Annotated in this window: 21 protein-coding genes and 2 pseudogenes; 17 read left to right on the top strand and 6 right to left on the bottom strand. The window is 68.2% G+C overall.

The features are described from left to right. The first annotated feature begins 125 nt into the window (after positions 1-125). The 5 genes from ACIQGQ_RS36700 to ACIQGQ_RS36680 all read left to right on the top strand — a co-directional run bounded on the left by ACIQGQ_RS36700 (position 126) and on the right by ACIQGQ_RS36680 (position 3,433). Positions 126-956, top strand: a complete 831-nt coding sequence (locus ACIQGQ_RS36700; protein ID WP_402404891.1) for a helix-turn-helix domain-containing protein — start codon at positions 126-128, stop codon at positions 954-956. 225 nt (positions 957-1,181) lie between these two features. Next, positions 1,182-1,388 (top strand): hypothetical protein, encoded by a 207-nt coding sequence (locus tag ACIQGQ_RS36695; RefSeq protein WP_402404888.1) that lies wholly within the window; start codon positions 1,182-1,184, stop codon positions 1,386-1,388. A gap of 34 nt (positions 1,389-1,422) precedes the next feature. After that, positions 1,423-2,541, top strand: a complete 1,119-nt coding sequence (gene amcB, locus ACIQGQ_RS36690) for a cyclophane-forming radical SAM peptide maturase AmcB (protein ID WP_402404885.1) — start codon at positions 1,423-1,425, stop codon at positions 2,539-2,541. Then, positions 2,519-2,695, top strand: a complete 177-nt coding sequence (amcA, locus tag ACIQGQ_RS36685) for a multiple cyclophane-containing RiPP AmcA (protein ID WP_402404883.1) — start codon at positions 2,519-2,521, stop codon at positions 2,693-2,695. Before amcB ends, amcA begins: the two co-directional genes overlap by 23 nt. A gap of 63 nt (positions 2,696-2,758) precedes the next feature. After that, positions 2,759-3,433, top strand: a complete 675-nt coding sequence (locus tag ACIQGQ_RS36680) for a pentapeptide repeat-containing protein (RefSeq protein ID WP_402404880.1) — start codon at positions 2,759-2,761, stop codon at positions 3,431-3,433. A gap of 112 nt (positions 3,434-3,545) precedes the next feature. On the opposite strand, the pseudogene ACIQGQ_RS36675 reads toward ACIQGQ_RS36680, so the two are convergent. Continuing rightward, positions 3,546-3,923: pseudogene (locus ACIQGQ_RS36675) on the bottom strand (hypothetical protein). Between the two features lie 729 nt (positions 3,924-4,652). Between ACIQGQ_RS36675 and ACIQGQ_RS36670 the strand changes: the two are divergent. Together ACIQGQ_RS36670 and ACIQGQ_RS36665 are read left to right on the top strand one after the other, a co-directional pair. Beyond that, complete coding sequence (locus ACIQGQ_RS36670) at positions 4,653-4,814, top strand: hypothetical protein (protein ID WP_402404877.1); 162 nt, start codon at positions 4,653-4,655, stop codon at positions 4,812-4,814. Positions 4,815-4,871: 57 nt separating this feature from the next. After that, positions 4,872-5,099, top strand: a pseudogene (locus ACIQGQ_RS36665) (IS5/IS1182 family transposase); the annotation flags it as partial. Positions 5,100-5,120: 21 nt separating this feature from the next. Here the strand turns inward: ACIQGQ_RS36665 and ACIQGQ_RS36660 are convergent. The 5 genes from ACIQGQ_RS36660 to ACIQGQ_RS36640 all read right to left on the bottom strand — a co-directional run bounded on the left by ACIQGQ_RS36660 (position 5,121) and on the right by ACIQGQ_RS36640 (position 8,995). Then, positions 5,121-5,938 (bottom strand): IS5 family transposase gene (locus ACIQGQ_RS36660; protein WP_402404874.1). Its coding sequence is split into 2 segments (ribosomal slippage): positions 5,121-5,581 and positions 5,581-5,938, totalling 819 coding nucleotides; the frame shifts between segments, so codons are not numbered across the junction. Between the two features lie 130 nt (positions 5,939-6,068). Next, positions 6,069-6,659 (bottom strand): hypothetical protein, encoded by a 591-nt coding sequence (locus tag ACIQGQ_RS36655; RefSeq protein WP_402404871.1) that lies wholly within the window; start codon positions 6,657-6,659, stop codon positions 6,069-6,071. Then, complete coding sequence (locus ACIQGQ_RS36650; RefSeq protein WP_402404869.1) at positions 6,649-7,806, bottom strand: MAB_1171c family putative transporter; 1,158 nt, start codon at positions 7,804-7,806, stop codon at positions 6,649-6,651. Before ACIQGQ_RS36650 ends, ACIQGQ_RS36655 begins: the two co-directional genes overlap by 11 nt. Then, positions 7,803-8,354, bottom strand: coding sequence for a secondary metabolite protein (locus ACIQGQ_RS36645; protein ID WP_402404866.1), 552 nt, complete (start codon positions 8,352-8,354; stop codon positions 7,803-7,805). Before ACIQGQ_RS36645 ends, ACIQGQ_RS36650 begins: the two co-directional genes overlap by 4 nt. Positions 8,355-8,518: 164 nt before the next feature. Then, positions 8,519-8,995, bottom strand: a complete 477-nt coding sequence (locus ACIQGQ_RS36640) for a transcriptional regulator (protein WP_402404862.1) — start codon at positions 8,993-8,995, stop codon at positions 8,519-8,521. A 685-nt stretch (positions 8,996-9,680) separates the two neighbouring features. On the opposite strand from ACIQGQ_RS36640, the gene ACIQGQ_RS36635 reads away from it, so the two are divergent. The 10 genes from ACIQGQ_RS36635 (at position 9,681) to ACIQGQ_RS36590 (ending at position 17,558) form a co-directional block, all read left to right on the top strand. After that, entirely contained in the window at positions 9,681-10,583 is a 903-nt protein-coding gene (locus tag ACIQGQ_RS36635) for a helix-turn-helix domain-containing protein (RefSeq protein WP_402404860.1), read from the top strand. Positions 10,584-10,585: 2 nt separating this feature from the next. After that, on the top strand, positions 10,586-11,302 hold the full coding sequence (locus ACIQGQ_RS36630) for a hypothetical protein (protein ID WP_402404857.1): 717 nt from the start codon (positions 10,586-10,588) through the stop codon (positions 11,300-11,302). 162 nt (positions 11,303-11,464) lie between these two features. Continuing rightward, positions 11,465-12,100, top strand: a complete 636-nt coding sequence (locus ACIQGQ_RS36625) for a WhiB family transcriptional regulator (protein WP_402404854.1) — start codon at positions 11,465-11,467, stop codon at positions 12,098-12,100. After that, on the top strand, positions 12,097-13,626 hold the full coding sequence (locus ACIQGQ_RS36620; RefSeq protein WP_402404851.1) for a hypothetical protein: 1,530 nt from the start codon (positions 12,097-12,099) through the stop codon (positions 13,624-13,626). The genes ACIQGQ_RS36625 and ACIQGQ_RS36620 overlap by 4 nt, the downstream gene beginning before the upstream one ends. Next, complete coding sequence (locus ACIQGQ_RS36615; protein WP_402404848.1) at positions 13,623-13,814, top strand: hypothetical protein; 192 nt, start codon at positions 13,623-13,625, stop codon at positions 13,812-13,814. The genes ACIQGQ_RS36620 and ACIQGQ_RS36615 overlap by 4 nt, the downstream gene beginning before the upstream one ends. Before the next feature lie 84 nt (positions 13,815-13,898). Continuing rightward, positions 13,899-14,126, top strand: a complete 228-nt coding sequence (locus ACIQGQ_RS36610; protein ID WP_402404845.1) for a hypothetical protein — start codon at positions 13,899-13,901, stop codon at positions 14,124-14,126. A 5-nt stretch (positions 14,127-14,131) separates the two neighbouring features. Beyond that, positions 14,132-14,764 carry a hypothetical protein gene (locus ACIQGQ_RS36605; RefSeq protein ID WP_402404842.1) on the top strand — a complete coding sequence of 211 codons (633 nt, stop codon included), beginning with the start codon at positions 14,132-14,134 and terminating at the stop codon, positions 14,762-14,764. Further along, positions 14,761-16,482 carry a relaxase/mobilization nuclease domain-containing protein gene (locus ACIQGQ_RS36600; RefSeq protein WP_402404839.1) on the top strand — a complete coding sequence of 574 codons (1,722 nt, stop codon included), beginning with the start codon at positions 14,761-14,763 and terminating at the stop codon, positions 16,480-16,482. The genes ACIQGQ_RS36605 and ACIQGQ_RS36600 overlap by 4 nt, the downstream gene beginning before the upstream one ends. A gap of 221 nt (positions 16,483-16,703) precedes the next feature. Then, entirely contained in the window at positions 16,704-17,144 is a 441-nt protein-coding gene (locus ACIQGQ_RS36595; RefSeq protein ID WP_402404836.1) for a hypothetical protein, read from the top strand. A gap of 78 nt (positions 17,145-17,222) precedes the next feature. Continuing rightward, entirely contained in the window at positions 17,223-17,558 is a 336-nt protein-coding gene (locus ACIQGQ_RS36590) for a hypothetical protein (protein ID WP_402404833.1), read from the top strand. Positions 17,559-17,648: the final 90 nt, after the last annotated feature.

The raw sequence follows: 17,648 nt of genomic DNA, 5'->3' as shown, positions 1-17,648 counted from the left end.
CCGCTACGACAAGCGGGCCTACGTCTTCCACGGCACCGTCACCGCAGCAGCGGTCCGGCTCTGGCTCCGCCAGTGATCCGCCGGACAGTGCCTAGTCCCCGTTCCACCGCCACCGGATCATCAGCATGCCGTCGTCGCCGTCCTCCAGCGTTGTCGAAGCACGCACGGCCCTCGCCCGCCGTCTCACAGACCTCCGCAAGGACGCCGGTCTGACCGGCGAGGAACTGTCCGTGCAGTGCGGGTGGGGGGCTTCGAAGACCAGCCGGATCCAGAGCGCGGACAGAGCCCCGTCCGAGTCGGACATCCGGACCTGGTGCACCGCGTGCAACGCCGAAGACCAGATTCCCGACCTCATCGCCGCCGCCCGCGCGGTCGACTCGATGTACACCGAGAGGCGGCAGATGGAACGGAGCGGGCTGCGCGCCGCCCTCTACGAGCGAACTCGCCTCTTTCGCGTCTACGCGAGCAGGGTGATGCCTGGCATGGTTCAGACCCGCGAGTACACCGCCGCCGTCCTGCGGTCGATCCAGCGCGACCGCGTCGAGGTGGACGACGTCGACGAAGCGGTACAAGAGAGGATGGACCGCCAAAAGACCCTGCTCAGCGGGCGGCACAGGTTCGGGCTGCTGATCGAGGAATACGTGCTACGGACGGCCGTGTGCGACGCCGAAGCGATGGCCGGCCAACTCGACCGCCTGATGTCGGTCAGCGCCCGGTCCTTCGTCAGCCTCGGCGTCATCCCTCTCGGCGCCAGCCGCTCGTACCTGCCCGCTGAGGACTTCTACATGTTCGACGACAGCGAGGTGGCCGTCGAGCTGACCTCCGGGTATCTGCGGATCACCCAACCTACCGAGATCGCCGACTACGACCGTACCTTCAACAACCTGGCCGGCATGGCGGTCCACGGCGCCAGGGCCCGCGCCCTGATCCTGTCCGCGATCGACGCCCTCGGGTGAATCCTGGCAAGAAGTGGCAACTTCGTTGAGGCCGGCGTACGGAGCTTCCTAGCGTGTCACTGCCGCCCGGACACCGACGACGCTACGAGCCGTTTCCCCGAAGCCCCCAAGGAGTCCCCGATGCCACCGCTTTTGTCGAGCTCTGGGTCTGCCGCCCCGCCGCACACGCCCACCGCGACCCGCCCCCAGGCCGGTCCGGACGACAGCAGTACGCAGGGCGCGCCCGTGGGTGACGTGGCGTCCTTCCTCCACGAGGACGACCACCCCTGGCTGCACAAGACGGTCCGTGACATCGCCAGCCGGGGCGAAGGAACCCTTACCGAGATCGTGCACGAGACCTGTGCCGGGCGGATCGTGCGCGTCGCGCACATCCGCGCCGCGTCCGGCGTCGAGTGGACCACGGCCGCGAACAACATCCAGCTCGTCTCCTGACCCGCCCGCTCGAACCCCGATCGAGAGGAGCGCGATGCCCAGCACGTCCCGTCTGGCCTCCAGGCCGCACGCGGTGATCATGCAGCCCACCACGCAGTGCCTGCCGATGGACTGCACCTACTGCTACCTGCCATTCAGGAAGATGAAGCACCTGATGTCGGCCGCCGTAGCCGAGGCCGCGGCGCTGGTCGTCAACCGGTGGGCGGCCGACGACCCCGCGTTCGAGGTCGTCTGGCACGGCGGGGAGCCGCTGGCCACCGGCCGTGAGCACCTCGCGGCCCTCATGGCCCCTTTCCAGGGCGTGAAGCACTCCGTGCAGACGAACGCTGCCCTGATCGACGACGCATGGTGCGAGTTCCTGCTGCAGCACGAGGTGCACGTGGGCGTCAGCATCGACGGCACCGAGGACATGAACGCCCATCGAGTCACGCTCGCCGGCCGCCCCGGGTTCCGTGCCGCGATGCGCGGCATCGACCGGCTGCGCCGACACGACATCGCGTTCTCCGCCATCGCCGTCGTCTCCGACCCCAAACCTGCGGATGCAGCCCGCTTCTACGAGTTCTTCGCCGAGCTCGGCGTAACCACCCTGGGGGTCAACGTCGAAGAGACCGAGGGCATCAACCGCCACGCGCCCCAGGCGGACCCAGCCCGGTCCGCCGAGTTCTGGGCCGCCCTCGCCGGCGCCTGGAGAAGCAACCCCGTCATACAGCTGCGAGAGATGACGAGGGTGATGAACTTCGCCAGCGCCGTCCTCCACGGCCGAGCACCGGACCCGGCTCCTGTCGACACGTCATGGGACCCGCTGCCCACCATCGCCTACGACGGCGGCGTGGTCATGCTCTCGCCCGAACTGGCCGGCTTCACCGACAAGCGGTTCGGCGACTTCACCACCGGCAACGTGCTCCGCGACGGCCTCGACATCCTCGTCGCGGAAGCCGAGAAGCGCACCCCCTGGATCACCGAGTTCTGGAAGGGCGTGGACGCCTGCCGCACCACCTGCCCCTTCTTCGCCTTCTGCGGAGGAGCCCACCCGGCCAATCGGTACTTCGAGCACGACGGCCGCTTCGACGGGACCCCGACCCGGTACTGCACCACCGCCAAGATCGCCCTACTCGAAGGAGTCGCGCGTCATGCTTCCGCCCACCGCCACTGACCTCGTGATGAACTCGGCCCAGGGCTTCCAGGCCCTCCTGGAGGCAACCGGCACCCGCCCCCTCGCCACCTTCGACAACCGACCCACCTGGGACAACCCCACGCCCGCGTTCGACAACCGACCCACCTGGGACGACTGGAGCAAGAAGTCCTAGCCCGCCCTGCCATCCGGGGCGGCCCGGCGAACCGGGCCGCCCCGGAGCAGAACCAGGAGCACCATGAGCACCCGTACCTTCGGCACCGCAACGATCACGGTGCCCGACCTCGACGAGCCGGGCCTCTACCTCACCAACGTCAGCACTCTCGACAACCCGCGGGGCGCCGTCCAGGACTTCGCCTTCGGTGACGCGAACCTCCGCTCCCTCGAACTCGCCGACACCCATCTCATCGCCGGCCGCATCCACAGCGTCCGCGCACAGCGCGTCGAGTTCGAGTCCCTGAACCTGCACGGCGTCGAGATCACCGGCAGCGATCTCGACGCGGCGCGCTGGAGCGAGAGCAAGCTGACCCGCGCCGTTATCCGGGACACCAAGCTCCTCGGCGCCACGTTCAACGGCCTGGTGCTGGACGATGTGCTGTTCGAGAACTGCAAGCTTGACTACGCGACCTTCACCAAGGTTCGCGCCTCCGGTCCCGTCGCGTTCGTCGGCTGCATCCTCACCGAAGCCGCGTTCACCGACTGTGGCCTGTCGAACGTCGTCTTCTCCGACTGCACCCTGCGCCTCACCGAATTCGGCCCCGGCCGCTACCGCGGTGCCGACCTGCGTGGCAACGACCTCTCCACCCTCCGGGGCCTCGCCTACCTCGCCAAGGTCCGCATCGACCCGGGCCAGCAGCACGACCTCGCCCAGGCCCTGGTGAGCGAACTCGACATCGCCGTCGGCGACGACTGACCCGGGGCACCGCGTGCCGCTGCACGTAGCCTTCCTTCAGCCCAGCATCGCCTGCACCCTCATCTGCTACCGCAGACTCACCAAATGAACGACTTCTTACTAAGACCGTGTCCTATGTGGTGAGGCGGAGGAGTCGTTCGTAGCAAGCAGGGGTGGCAGCGAGGCCGAGGAAAGCCGGGGGCGCGGGGTTGGAGTTCGTAGCGATGGTTGAACCGAAGATATCCGGTCAGTCACGACACGGTGCGCTCGATGACCCACCCTTCGACGTCCGAGCCGTTCGCTGGATTCGGTTCCCTTGCGGGCGACGCGGACGCCGATATGTTTGCCACACACCCGCTCACCAGCACATGGACGATCACCGCGAACAGCTTCTGATCAGGCGTATCCCGCGTCCCGCCGAGCTGCGGACGCACCCTCGACGGCGGAATCAACAGCTTCGCGATCCCCGCAGCCCGTTCGGAACAATCCAACTCCACGTGTCCCACTCCACGAACGACCCACCGAGCGATCACCACAGAGGGAACGTCTTGGTCATCGAAGATCCGAAACTCCTTCATAAAACCCTCTGGGCACATAAACCCTTCAGGATCCATGGAAAGTTTCTGAGGTCGGTGCGCGACTCCGGGCGCTAGGCACCCGGAGTGAAATTATCCACTTTCGGAGACGTCACCCCGAAGAGGTGGATCCGCCTCGCCCAATCAAGCTAAATAATCAGATGCCTCGTATAGCTACCAGGCTCCCGGGGACTCGACGTGCTCTTATTTGAAATAAGTCACCGACGATTCAGGAAGTGGTGAACCCAGCCACTTTCCCCAGAATCCGGGTAGTGGAAATATCTCAGAGAAAGGCGCTCTGGATGAAGATCGCACGCAGGCTCGCCGCCGTCGCCCTCACCGCCCTCACCGCCGTCGGCGCAGGCGCCATCGCCGCGCAACCGGCCTTCGCGAACGAGCACGGACGCAAAGGCCCCTGCCAGCACGGATGCACGGGCCCCGCCGGCCCGGTAGGCCCCCAGGGTCCGGCGGGTCCGGCTGGCCCTCAAGGTCCGGCAGGCCCCCAGGGTCCGGCGGGTCCGGCTGGCCCTCAAGGTCCGGCAGGCCCCCAGGGTCCGGCGGGTGTCACTTCCTACAACGTGATCCAGGAGACTGTACACATCCCGCCAGCCACCCCTGACAACGTTCGCGTCCCCACCCCGCTCTGCCCGGCAGGGTCGGTACCTGTGAGCATCGGAGGCGACGTCGCCGGTGAAGGACTCAACAGTCCTTTCCGGGAGACTGGTACCCGCCTCAACCCCGACGGGACCGGCTACGTAAGGTTCGGAACCGGTACGGCCGAGGGCGATGTCGTCGTCTACACCGTGTGCGCCAAGATGTCCGCCTGACGCACCGGCGCGCGGGCACCTGAGCCGCGTCGACTCGGGTGCCCTCTGGCACATGTCCACCGCGGCCGGCATTACGAACCTGGCAAGTTCCACGCGGACAAGAGAATCGAATCCAGCGAACGGCTCGGACGCCGCAGATGGGTCATCGAGCGCACCATGTCGCGGCTGACCGGACATCGCAGGCTCAACCACCGCTACGAACTCTAACCCCGCGACAACCCGCCCTTCCTCGGCCTCGGCGCCGTCCTCTGCTGCTACAAACATCTCCTCCGCCTCACCACATAGGACACGGTCTAAGGCCATGTCCTATGTGGTGAGGCGGACCAGTCGTTTGTAGCAGCAGATGGTGGCGGCGAGGCCGAGGAAGGCCAGGTAGTTGCGGGGATGGCGTTCGTAGCGGTGGTTGAGTCTGCGGTAGCCGGTCAGCCACGACATGGTGCGCTCGATGACCCATCTGCGGCGTCCGAGCCGTTCGCTGGATTCGATTCCCTTGCGGGCGATGCGGACGCCGATACGTTTCCCGCGGAGCCATTTCCGCAGTTCAGGGATGTCGTAGGCCTTGTCGGCGTGGAGCTTGCCGGGTTTGAAGTTCCAGCCGCGGTGGGGGTCGTGTCTCGATTGGAGACCGGCCACCATGGGCTTCAGGCCGTGGCTGTCGTGGGTGTTGGCGGCGGAGATGCCGACGACCAGGGGCAGCCCGTTCGCGTCCGACAGGACGTGCATCTTGGAACCCGGTTTGCCCCGGTCCACGGGGCTGGGGCCTGTGAGTCCGCCCCTTTTTTCGCCCGTACGTGCGCGGAGTCGAGGACCACGCGGGTCACGTCGAGCAGGCCGCACTCGTCGATGCGGTCGAGCACCGCCTCGTGCAGCCGGCCCCAGACACCAGCCCTGGACCAGATCACGAAGCGCCGGTGGGCAGTCGACTTCGAGATCCCGAAGCACGGCTGCAGAGCCCGCCAGGCACACCCGCTCACCAGCACGTAGACAATCGCCGCGAACAGCGTCTCATCAGGCGTGTCCTGCGTCCCGCCACCCTGCGGACGCACCCTCGACGGCGGGATCAACGGCTTCGCGATCTCCCACAGCCCGTCCGGAACAATCCAACTCCACGTATCCCGCCCCATGAACAGCCCAACGAGCAATCACCACATAGGACACGGTCTAAGGACTTGCCGGGAATCAACCTATGGGTTTCGCGACCTGGGCTCGCAGGCCAGCGTGCTGCTGGCCCACATGTTGTTCTCCGGCAAGCCCTTAGCCTGCGATCTGGAATGTGCCAGCCGCCACGATGGCACCGAGGATCGTGCCGGCGATCACCTGGTTGCGGCTGTGGTCCCGAAGCTCGATACGTGACCAGCCGACGGCGACGACTAGGAGGAACCCGAGAGCCATCCACAGGCCGTAGGTCTGTACCAGCATCGCGCAGGCACCTGCGGAAACGGCCTGGTGCACAGAAATTTTCCAGGCGAGTGTGATCAGGGTGAGGATCGCGAGTGTCACCAGCATGGCGATGATCAGTCCGGTCATCCTGCGAGGCGCCCCGACCGTGATCATAAGACCGATACCTGTGGCCACCGAGAGCAGGATGGCGACCATTACGACGAGGCGTGCTGGCCTAGCCCCGACATGCCGGTCACCCCAATACCCTTTTCGAATACCGAATTTGATGACTGTCATGGGGATCACGGCAGCGAAGAGAGCGCCCACCACACCCCACCCCACTCCGCTCCACCGCGCGGCGTGCCAGCCCACGAGCAGAGTGACGGCGATGATCCAGTTCTTCGGTTCGAGCCAGTCGGTGATACGCCGGGCCGCGCGAGATTCGATCGGATGACTAGTGGCCATGAGACTGCTCCTGACGGGAGAATTCCGCAGGGACTTCCGATCTGAGGTATGCACGAGCCACGGCCTTCAGCCACTCGATTTCACTGGCTCTGTCCCGGCCAGTCACACCAAGAGCTGGATATTCAACCCCACTGACCTGATTTCCATTTCGAGCACATCGGGCTGCCTCGTGGAGCCAGCAGGCTTCTGCTATCGCGTCACTCTCGGACGGATCGCCGCCTCCTTCGCGAACAAATGCGAGGGCCCTGTCGTGGACGTCTACTGAGACGTACTCTCTGAGTGCGAGGCACGCATCCTCGATCTCGATGATGCAGCGCTCAAGTCGCAGTGGGACACGTCGCGTTGCTATGGGCGCGGACAGCACGACGTAGGGAGCGGATTCGGTGAGGCGCTGCCATAGCGGCCGCAGTTGACGGAGCGTCTCCCACGCCCGGATGTATTCCACAGCTACGGACATGGGCGGCAGGCAAACACCGAGGACGATGGCGAGGATCGCCAGCTGCTTGAGGGTCGTCGAAAGCAGGTCTTCCAGTTCGGGATTCTCAATTCCTGCGGCAAGGTGGATCGTTACGAAAACCACGCGCTGCAGGGCGTACAAGCTGCCGAGCATGGTGCCGAGTGCCAGTAGTCCGAGGCCGGCCTTCCCCAGCCCGCTTCTGCTGTGCCGAATCCCGCCGGCGAACAGCCAGGTCGCCACGATCATGGCGACGCCGACGTACAGCGTGAAGATGGCCATGTAGAGGGCAGGGTAAAAGGCTCGCGGCCCCTCGCCGATCCGTACCGAGGGCCCCATCCAGTTGGCGGCCGCGTAGGTCACGATCATGAGGGGCAGTGTCACGGCGACTGCCCGCGTCCGGAGTCGGCGAGCGAGTCCTTGAGGGCGGACGACGGCAATGACGAAGTCCAGCAGCAGCGCTGCGGAGGCGACGCCGAGCAGGTGTTTCAGCAGCGGGGCCAGCCCATCAACGGGGATGGTGTCGGCGACAGCTTCCTTGACCGCAGGGACTTCGAACGTCATCGCGGCCGCGAGCGAGGCAAGGGTGAGCGTCAGGCTGCGCTGCTTGTGGGAGTGGCGGACCGATGGCAGTCGCCACAAGGCCACCATCCACAGCAGACCGGCGATCAGGGTGGGGGTGTTCGTGTTCATGACCTGCGGTTCCGTCGGGGATGTACCAGTGCATCGTCGAGCCGGGCCACTGCGTCGGGGCGCCCTTCGCCGCGACCGGAGTGGGCGAGGTCGGCAAACAACTCGCCGAGTGCCGTGGCCGCCACTTCGGCGTCGTATTCCAGGTCGGTTTCGTAGCTCGTGCGCCCCAGCGCGCTGACAACGGCAGAGGGGTCGATGGTTTCGGGCATGACTGCCAGCAGCGACTCCGCGACGGTGCCGGATTCAGCATGCCCGAGCAGGAGATGCGCCAGCTCGTGGCGCACTATCTGAGCCCGGTGCCGCTGACTGGTCGCGGCTACGTGAAAGATATGGTCCTCGCTCTCGAAGGCGAGCACGATCCCGCATGGGGCGTTGGCACCCCCCACCTCTGGGAGTTCATGGAGATACACCGGGCGTTGCCTGCTGATCGCGAGCTGGCTGCATATCTCATCCACCGCATAGGGGTCAGATATTTCGATGCCGCTCAGCTGCTCTTCGCATCGACGCCTCAGCTGCGCTTCTCGTTGCGCATAGCGCCGCTTGAACATGAAAAACGATCCTTGATCCCGGGCATCAGCACGCGTTCTCGATCGGCACGCACTTCACTGCGGCCCGACGCGGAGCTTTACACAACGCTCACAACAAACCAAGGGGTCGGTTTTTGATCATGAGGGAAAATCCGTCAAAACGGTATACCGAGTGAGTCAGATCACTACTCGCCGGTAGGGTCGAGCCCTTCGAGACGGCGAGCCTGATTGATCACTGCGGTGATCATTTCCAGGCTGGCCGGCGACAGCCCGTTGGCCCGCATCGCGATCCCCTGCAGCCCGCTGTCCTTGACCGCCCGGATGAGCTCGAATGAAGCCTGGACCTTCGCGGTCTCGTCAACATCGAAGTCCGGGAAGAAGTAGTCGGGCGCCACTTTGAAAATGCGCGCGAGCGCTTCGATCGTCTTGAGGGTGGGGTTCGGTTTCACGCCGGTCCGGATGGAGGCGATCGTGCTCTCCGCCACCCTGACGCCACCGCACTCCTGGGCGATGGACTGGGAGACCTCTGCGTTCGTGTATCGCCGGCCAGTCGCGGGGTTGACCGTGACATCGAAGAGGTGTCCCAACTTCTCGGCAAGACTCACCCGCCGTCCGCCGGGCGCCCCAGCGGACGCACTCGCCGACCTGTCGCGGTCCGCCATCACCCTTCGCCTCCTTGTCAGTCGCGCCTTACGGCCGCAAGGCTACTGCAGTAGAGAATACGTGCCCAAGTCACGCATCGGACTACTTGAGTGTTGACACGTGGAGACCACTATGGGGATGATCGCGATCACGACAAACACTAAAGTGCTGCTGCGTCTCGCGGTCCGGCCCTGACCCGCTCTGCCCACGCAAAGTCGCACACGCTTTCGCACCTGGAGGGCTGGCTATGACCGGACGTCACGTCCTGCACGCCCCACGACTTCTACAGAGTTTAAGAACCAAGTCTGGATCTTGACACGGGTTCGTGCGATGTTCGTCGCCCCTGGGCAGCCCGCCCAGAAACGAACGCGAGGAGAGCACGAGCACGGACCGGCCCGCGAAGGTCCGTAAACAGCGACGACGCCCGGGAGCGGCAACTCACGGACGTCGAACGCTATAAGCGGCACACCGCCCCGGCAAGGGCGGAGATTGCCCACCATCACCACGCCGAGTCCTTCCGAGGGGCGCATCGGCGTGGCAACACTGCAAAGGGGAGTATCGCATGTCTCCTGCCCAGCGCGAAAGGCCCTTCCGCCTGGCCTGCGCGGCAGTCACCTCCGTCTCGGCGTCTCAGCGCCCCGAGCCGGATCGCACTACCCCAGCCCTTGCGAACCGCCAGGTCCGCCTGCTCGTCGGGAGCGGCCGATGAGCAGCGAAGCCCGTGAGTGGGTGTGGGAGCACAGCACCAGCCGGGGGGCCGCGCGCTTGGTCCTGCTGTCGATCGCCGACCGGGTCGCCGACGAGCAGTGCATCTCATACGCCTCGCTGTCCAGCCTGGCCAAGCGCACCCGCGCCTCGGTGTCCACTGTGCGCGAAGCCGTCGAGCGCCTTCTCCTGGCCGGCGAGCTGGAACAGCTCGACGACCTCGTCGGCCCGCAGCGCAGCACGGTCTACCGCATGCCTCTCGCCGCCGAAGCCGTCACCCGTACCGTCCACGAGCAGCAGGAGTACGAGGGCAGCGAGACGACGGCGGAGGAGGAAGAGCCCGCCGGTCCCGCGAGACTCCGACTCTCGGGTCTGCGGCGATACGGGATCCGCCCGCGTGAGGTGCCGGAATCCGGCGCGAGGGTCCGGAATCCGGCAGTACCGGAATCCGGCAGGTCGAGGCGGAAACCGGCACAGCGAGGTGCCGGTCACCGGCACGGTGATGTACCGGTCACCGGCACACAGAACCGTAGTGAACCTGATCTGAACCGGAGGTACAGCAGTAGTGGTGCTGCCGTCCTCCCGGCTGCCGAGTGGCGGGCCGACCCCGCCACCCACACCTGGATCCGCCAGCAAGGGCATCTCGACCGCCTCGGCGAGGAAGGTCTGCGGGCCGCCGACGCGAAGTGGCGCGCACACCGAGCGGGCCACGCCCCGAGACCGGCGGAGACCTGGGCTGCCGACTGGCGCTCCTGGGTCTCCCGGGAACACACCCCCAGCCGCCCGAACCTCTACGCCGTCCCCGGCGAGAACACCGTCGCACCGGGAGGCATGACGCGGACGCAGGCCCACACCGCCGCACTCCTCGCCGCCCTCGACGAGCCGACCGGAACGGAGGACTGACCGTGGACCGCCGCGAGATCGCCGCCCTGCTGGCCTACATCGGCCGGCTCGATCCCCGCACCATCCGCACCGACCAGGGCGAGGCCCGCGACCAGCTCGCCCAGTGGCACGAGCTGCTCGACGACGTTCCGATGGCCACCCCGCACGGCTGGGACGTCCGAGTCGCCGCCCGCCAGCACATCCGCACCTCGCCGTACCCGATCCTTCCTGCGGACCTGGCCCGTCCCTGGGAGAACTACCGGCGCGACCGCCTGGCCCGGCACTCCGACCCCACGCCGTCCGTCGACCCGGACGACCAGGCCGCCTGGGCGGCGGAGCTGGCCGGCACCCGCCGCGCCGTCGCCGCCGGTACCGCGCAACCCGCGCAGGCCCGAGCGATCAACAGCGGCCGCGACGGTGTCGACCCGAAGCTGGAGGCACGGCTGAAGGAGATCGGCTCCTGCATACCGCCCGCTGTCCGAGCGGCCCTCGCGCCCTACCGACCCGCCCGCGCAGCCCGCGAGGCCGCTATCGCGCAGGGGCTGCCCGATGCCCTGAGCGTTCGGTGCGCGTGGTGCCTGGCCCAGCCCGGCGAACCGTGCCGCCGTCGGCGGATCGGTCTCGACGACGGGGCTCGTGGGACCGCCCTGTGCGCCACCCCCCACCCCAGCCGCCTCGACCTCGCCGCCGCCCAGCAGGCCCAGCGCGCGGAGCAGGACCAGCAGCACGCCCTGGCCTGACCGGCACACCCGGCGTACGCACCCCGTCCGGGGTGGCGCCGCCCGAGACCACCGTCCCGCCCCGGCTGCGGCGCACGCCCACGCGCCGCGGCCGGCACCCGACGCCGCACCCGCCGAGCACCGCGCCCGCCGGTCGGCGCGGCAGCACATCGGAGACCCTCCTTGCGCCACATCACCACCCACGACACGCCGGCCACCGGCCTGCGCGGCATCGGGGACACCAACTGGCAGACCCGCGGCACGTGCCACGGCATGGACGCCGAGGACGCCGACGCCGTGTTCTTCCCCGGCCCCCGGGACTACGAGGAGATCGCAGAGGCGAAGGAGCTGTGCGGCTGGTGCCCCGTACGTCGCGTGTGCCTCGACTACGCCCTGGAACACAGCCTCAAGGACGGCGTGTGGGGCGGCCTGACCGAGGCCGAGCGGCGCCCGCTGCACGACAACCTGCACCAGCGCCTGGACTACCAACGCGTGGTCGCCGTCTTCCAGGGGCGCGACGTGCACCTGACCGAGGCCGAGCGGCAGGTCGTCATCGGCCACGCCTACGTCCGGGGCTGGCGGCCCGACCGGCTCGCCGTCGCCCTGCGGATCAGCCACAAGCACGCCCGAGACCTGCTCCGCCAGGCCGCCAACAAGGTCCTCGACCGCGACCGCAACTACGGCGTGCCCCGCCCGAAGAAGAAGCGGAAGAAGACTTCCACGGCCAAGAGAATCCCCACGGTCCCCGGCACCCAGCAGGCCACAGGCCGCCCGGCGGCGTCAGCCCCGGCGCACGCCCTTTTCGGAAAGGCAGCATGACCCACCCCGTCCTCGCCTTCGGTGCAACTTCGGACCTCCCTCTCCTCCTGGCCGCCGTCGTGCCCGCCTCCCTCGCGCTCGTGCTGACCGCCTGGACCATCCGGCGCCGAGGAACTCGAACGCAGAAACGTCTCGGCGGACCGGCGGTCAAGGTCGCCGCCATCGCTGCCCTGGGCTGCACCGCGTACACCGCCGACACCAGCTGGCGATTCGCCGCCGACTATCTCGACATGGCCGGTACCGCCGAACGTGCCGGGATGTTCGCCGCCGCTGAACTCGCTCTGTTCGCGACGGCGCTGATGGCGCGGCAGAACCTGGCTGTCCAAGGCGCTCCCGGCCTTCCGGGCACGCTGGTCTGGGTGATCACCACAGTGCAGGTGATCCCCGCTTACGCCGAGAGCGGCCTCGTCGGCGGCACGGTCCGCGCCTTCGTCGGGCCGGTCATGGCGGCAATGCTGTGGCACCTGGCCATGGGCATAGAACTGCGGCTGCGCACCCCCGGTGCCTCGTCGAACGGGCTTGTCGCTGTGCTGGGCCGGGAAATCCGCGAACGGCTGCTGTCTCGCCTCGGAATCGCCGCGCGGGACCGCGACGCCGCACAGATCACCCGGGACCGGGCCACCGCCCGCGCGGTCGCCCTCGCAGCCCGCCTCGCGGAGCGCACTCCCGAGCAGCAGCGAAACCGTCGAGGCCGACGGCTGACCCGCCACCTGTCGAAGGCGGTGGGCAGGGCCGCAGTCGGTACCGATCCCCTTCAGCGGGCACAGTTGCTCGACCAGCTCGCCGCCCGGCGACACGCTCTCGCACTCGCTACGGTCCCGCTCCGCTCTCCCTGGTCCCCAGCGGGTAGCAGTGCATCGGTGGCCACGGTCCCCTCTCAGCCGGCGCCGAGTGCGGCCACGGTCCCGGACCAACAACCGAGGACTTATCGGGGACCGGTCCCCGATAAGTCGGTCCTGGAAACCAGCGTCAGCTCAGGGACCGCGCACAACCAACCGGGAACGCTCGCGAGGGCTGAGTCGCCTGAGGGCGGCACGGTCCCGGAAGCTGAGGACCGAGGACCGAACACCACCGAATCCGGGACCGAACCCCCCCAGGACCGAGGACCGAACCGAGGACCGAACACCACCGAGCCCGGGACCGAACCCCCCCAGGACCGAGGACCGAACCGAGGACCGAACACCACCGAGCCCGGGACCGAACCCCCCCAGGACCGAGGACCGAACAAGGTCCCGCTCCGTCGGAAGACGACGAAGAACAAGGGCAAGCGTGCCCGGTCCCGCTCTCCCCAGACGCGTCGCACGTCACACCAGCTGGGCGAGCCCGAGCGTCAGCTCGTCCACTCTGTACGCCCTCACGTTCCTGCTCTGCTCGAACGGGACGGCAACGGCGCGATCACCCGGGTGCAGCTGCGCGAGATCATCCGCCGCCAGGGCCTGACAGGGGTCGGGAACAACCGGCTCGGCCTCGTCCTCCAGGAGCTGCGGAGCGAGGACATCACCACGAAGAGGAGTACCGCCCGATGAAGACCTGCCACCAGTTCAACATCGTCCGCGCTGAGTACGAGCGGGAGATCGGCTTCATGCTCGCTCACTCCGCACGGCACGCGGGCAGCCGGGCGGCGAAGTCCAGCGCGACGCGGGCCGCCTCGGCAAAGCGGCGGATGGCACGCACGCTCAGCAGCCACGTCGAGCGCTGCCCCGAGTGCGGCTGAATCAACAAAACCCCAGCTCAGACCCCATATCCGTAAGATGGCCCGGCGTAGAGCAGGGCCAACGCCCCGCTCAGGAGGTAGGCCGTGACTCCACGTCCACCCCGCTCTTCCGAGCCCACTGCCGCCGAGGCCGACGCCTGGGCGAACGTCCTGGTCCGTCGGCGACTCGTTCACGCCGTTGTCCGTACGCCGGCCGACCAGTGGCTTGTCCAGGGCCGCCCCGACGGGCCGGTTCGTGTCCTGGCGGGCCCGGCGGACGTGCCCGCACTGACCGCGACCATCCAGTACCGCATCCGCTCCACGAGGCCCTGACTCCGATGACGCACACCAGCAAGAACAGCACCACCCCGCAACCCGATCGGGACTCCAACTCAGTCCCGGGGCGAGCAAGTTGGGGCGGAAGCGTAGCTTCCGCCGTTCCCGCCCCCGAGGGGGCGGGAGAGGACCTGCACCGGGGGGCGCAGGTCCTTCAGGCTTCGACCGGGGGCGGGTCGAAGCCGGGGCAGGAGGAGAAGCAGACCAAGCCGCGCGCTCGTCGACAGCGCGTTCCTCGCGCCCGCCAGCGCCCGCGCCAGTCGCCCGAGAAGAAGCGCCTGCACCAACCCAACACGCGTTTCAACGATGATGAGTTCGCTCTGATCAAGTCCGCCGCCGCCCAGTGCAATCTGTCCGTCGCCGGGTTCCTCGCCCGATCCTCGCTCGCAGCCGCCCGCGACCTCGACCTCGACCGCACTAGTGCCGAGATCGCCGACGCGCGCGAAGTAATCACCGCCCTGTTCGACAGCCGACGTCGGCTCGGCTGGGCCGGCAGCAACCTAAACCAGGCAGTGAAGACGCTGAATTCCGGCGAATACGTTCCTCATCTCGAAGCGACCATCGCCGCCGTGCGGCGTGCCGCCGACGCCGCGCACGAGGCCGCCACGCGGCTGATCGAGCACCACGGCTCATGATCCCCAGCGTCAACCCCTCGGGCTCCCGGACCATCGGGCTCCTGGCCTACCTCTACGGCCCCGGCAAGCACGAGGAGCACACGGACCCTCACCTCGTCGCCTCCTTCGACGGCATGTCCCCGGACCCCGGCCGCGATCCGAACGCCACCCTCACCGACCTCCAGCGGCTGCTGGACCAGCCTGTGATAGCCCTCGCCGAGCACGCCCGCCCGGCCAAGCACGTCTGGCACACGTCCGTACGCGCGGACCCGGGCGACCGGGTCCTGTCCGACGAGGAATGGGCCGACATCGCCCGCCGTATCGTCGCTGCCACCGGCATCGATCCCGGCGGCGGAGAGCCCGGTTGCAGGTGGGCCGCCGTACGCCACGCCGACGACCACATCCACATCGTCGCCACCCTCGTCACCGAGGACGGCCACCGTCCAGACGACTTCCGCTCCGGCGCCCGCGCCCAGGCCGAAGCCCGGCTCATCGAGAAGGAGCTCGGCCTCCACCAGGTCACACCCGGCGACGGCACCGCGGCCCCGCGGCCCACCAGCGCCGAGCGCCACAAGGCCAAGCGGCAGGGGCGTGAGCGCACCGCACGCGAGGAACTGCGCGAAACCGTACGACGCGCGGTGAGCGGGGCAAGGAGCGACGAGGAGTTCTTCGACCGACTCGCTGCCGCCGGCCTCCTGATCCGCAAGCGCGCCGCGCCCTCCGGCGACCTGCTCGGCTACAAGGTCGCCTTGCCCGACGACCTGAACAGGAACGGCGAGCCGGTTTTCTACCCCGGCGCCCGTTTGGCTCCCGACTTGTCACTACCGCGGATCCGCGCGCGCTGGTCCGGCGACGCCCCGGCGCCCCTGCAGGAGGAAGTGAGCCGTACGGGGCCGGGCAGCCCGGCCGCCGCGCGCCGCGGAACAGCGTCGGCCGCATGGCTCGCCGTCCCCGTCGTCGAGCACGGCGACGACGCGGTCGCCGCCGCACACATCGCCGCGGCCGGCGAGGTCCTGGACGCCCTCGCGAAGACGTCCGTCGCCCACACCCGTCGCGAACTGCGTGACGCCGCAACAGCTTTCGAACGGGCATCTCGCTCTCACGTCCGTGCCGTACGCGGACACGACCGGGCCCTGCGGCAGGCCGCCCGCGACCTCGTCCACGGCGGGCAGGCCCTTGGCCGCGGCGAGGACGGAGCCACCACGGCGATGGCGATCGACATGTTGTTCTTCCTGATCACCGCCGCCGCACACTGGCACGCCCGCAAGGGCCACGCCCAGCAGGCCGAGGCCGCCACTCGGGCCGCTGAGCACCTACGCACCGCCTATCGGGCCGCCGCCGTACAACCCGTCGGCATCCTGCGCCAGCGTGGCCAGCGCCTGAGTCGACCGATGCTCCAGCGCCACACCGTACTGCTGCGCAAGGCACTGCCGGAGCTGGCCGAGCAGATCCTCGCCGAGCCCGGCTGGTACGCCCTGGCCGCCACCGTCGCGGAGGCCGAGGGCGCTGGCCTCGACGCGGCCGCTCTCCTGTCCGAGGTTGCCGCACGGCGCGAACTGGGCTCTGCGGACTCCGTCAGCGACGTGCTCGTGTGGCGGATGCGGCGAGCTGCGCACCTACCCGCCGACGCTTCTCACCTGCCCGAGACCAACACCGCAGGGAACCGCGGGACGACCACGGTGCTCTCCTCGCCCGGCAGCCAGCGCATCGGAGAAGAGATCTCGCGTCAGAGCCGGTAAGCCCGACAGATTCCAGTCGGCAGCCTCAGCTCATGAGCGGAAGAGGCAACGGCTCCGGCGCACCGTCGGCGTGGCCAACTCGTCGTCTGGGCTGCCGGGAAGCCGGATACCCCTCCTGACCTGGCAAGAGAGGGGACTGTTGACTTTGTGAATTGAAACCGCCGGGAGTATGGGGCACGATCACGAAACGCGCGCAGGACGAGGTAGAGGAGAGCGCCAGGGTGTTTCACCGGATACGCCGCCGGGCCAAGGAAACGGAAGCTCAGAGGCAGTTTGCCGAGCAGTACGCGCAGTTGCAGGACCAGGTCCCGCCCGGCCTCGGCACGCCGACGCCCGAGCCGGAGTCCGTCGCGCCGATCGCGGTCGTGGACGATTTCCTTCCGCCGGAACTGCGAGTGCCGAGCCACGACCAGGTCGACGGCAGGATGATGCCCTGGGCGCAGCCCCTTGTCCTGGACGGCGAGATGGTCGCCTGTACCGAGTGCGATGCGTACAGGGACTGGCTCATCCTCTCCACCCGCGGCGAGATCTGGCTGCGTTGCCGCGCGGGCCACCAGCAGCGCGAGACCCGCATCGACACGGCCTGGTACAACCGGCGCTCCGGGCCTGCGGACGCGACGCACACCACGTTCGAGGACTGCCTGCGCCACCTCGGGCACTGACCACCACTCCTACAACCTCACCGGGCCTGCGGGCCCGCACTGACCACCCGTCGCCGCCACCAAGGGGTCAGTTCCGTCATGCGCGTCACCGCCACCGCACTCGGCGCCATCGCCGCCCTTCTCGCCCTGCCCGCCTGCTCCACCGCGGACAACAACCCGGCCCTTCCCGCCATCCGGGCGGGAAGCCAGTCCGATGGTGCCCACAAGACGGCCGTGCTCTCCTCGGCCGCGCTCGAATCCCGCCTGCTCGACCAGAACGACCTCGGCAACGGGTATCTGCCCGAGCCTGACCGTCCGACCCTCCACGACGACGTCAGCGTCCTCGGCTGCCCGGCCCTGAGCAAGCTGGGAGGCGACGCGGCGACCGGCGGCACGCTCACCTTCCCACGCAGGGCGAAGGCGGGTTTCACTTAGAGGTCCTAACAGAAGCCGTTGATCATGTGACTGTCGGTTCGGTTGCTCGTTGGTCCGTTCGTGGCGAAGAGGAACTCCCGGCCGTGGGTC

This window comes from Streptomyces sp. NPDC092952 (genome assembly GCF_044754785.1).
Taxonomy (GTDB): domain Bacteria; phylum Actinomycetota; class Actinomycetes; order Streptomycetales; family Streptomycetaceae; genus Streptomyces.
The sequence above is the reverse complement of the archived record's forward strand: the minus strand, read 5'-3'. Positions and strand labels throughout refer to the sequence as shown.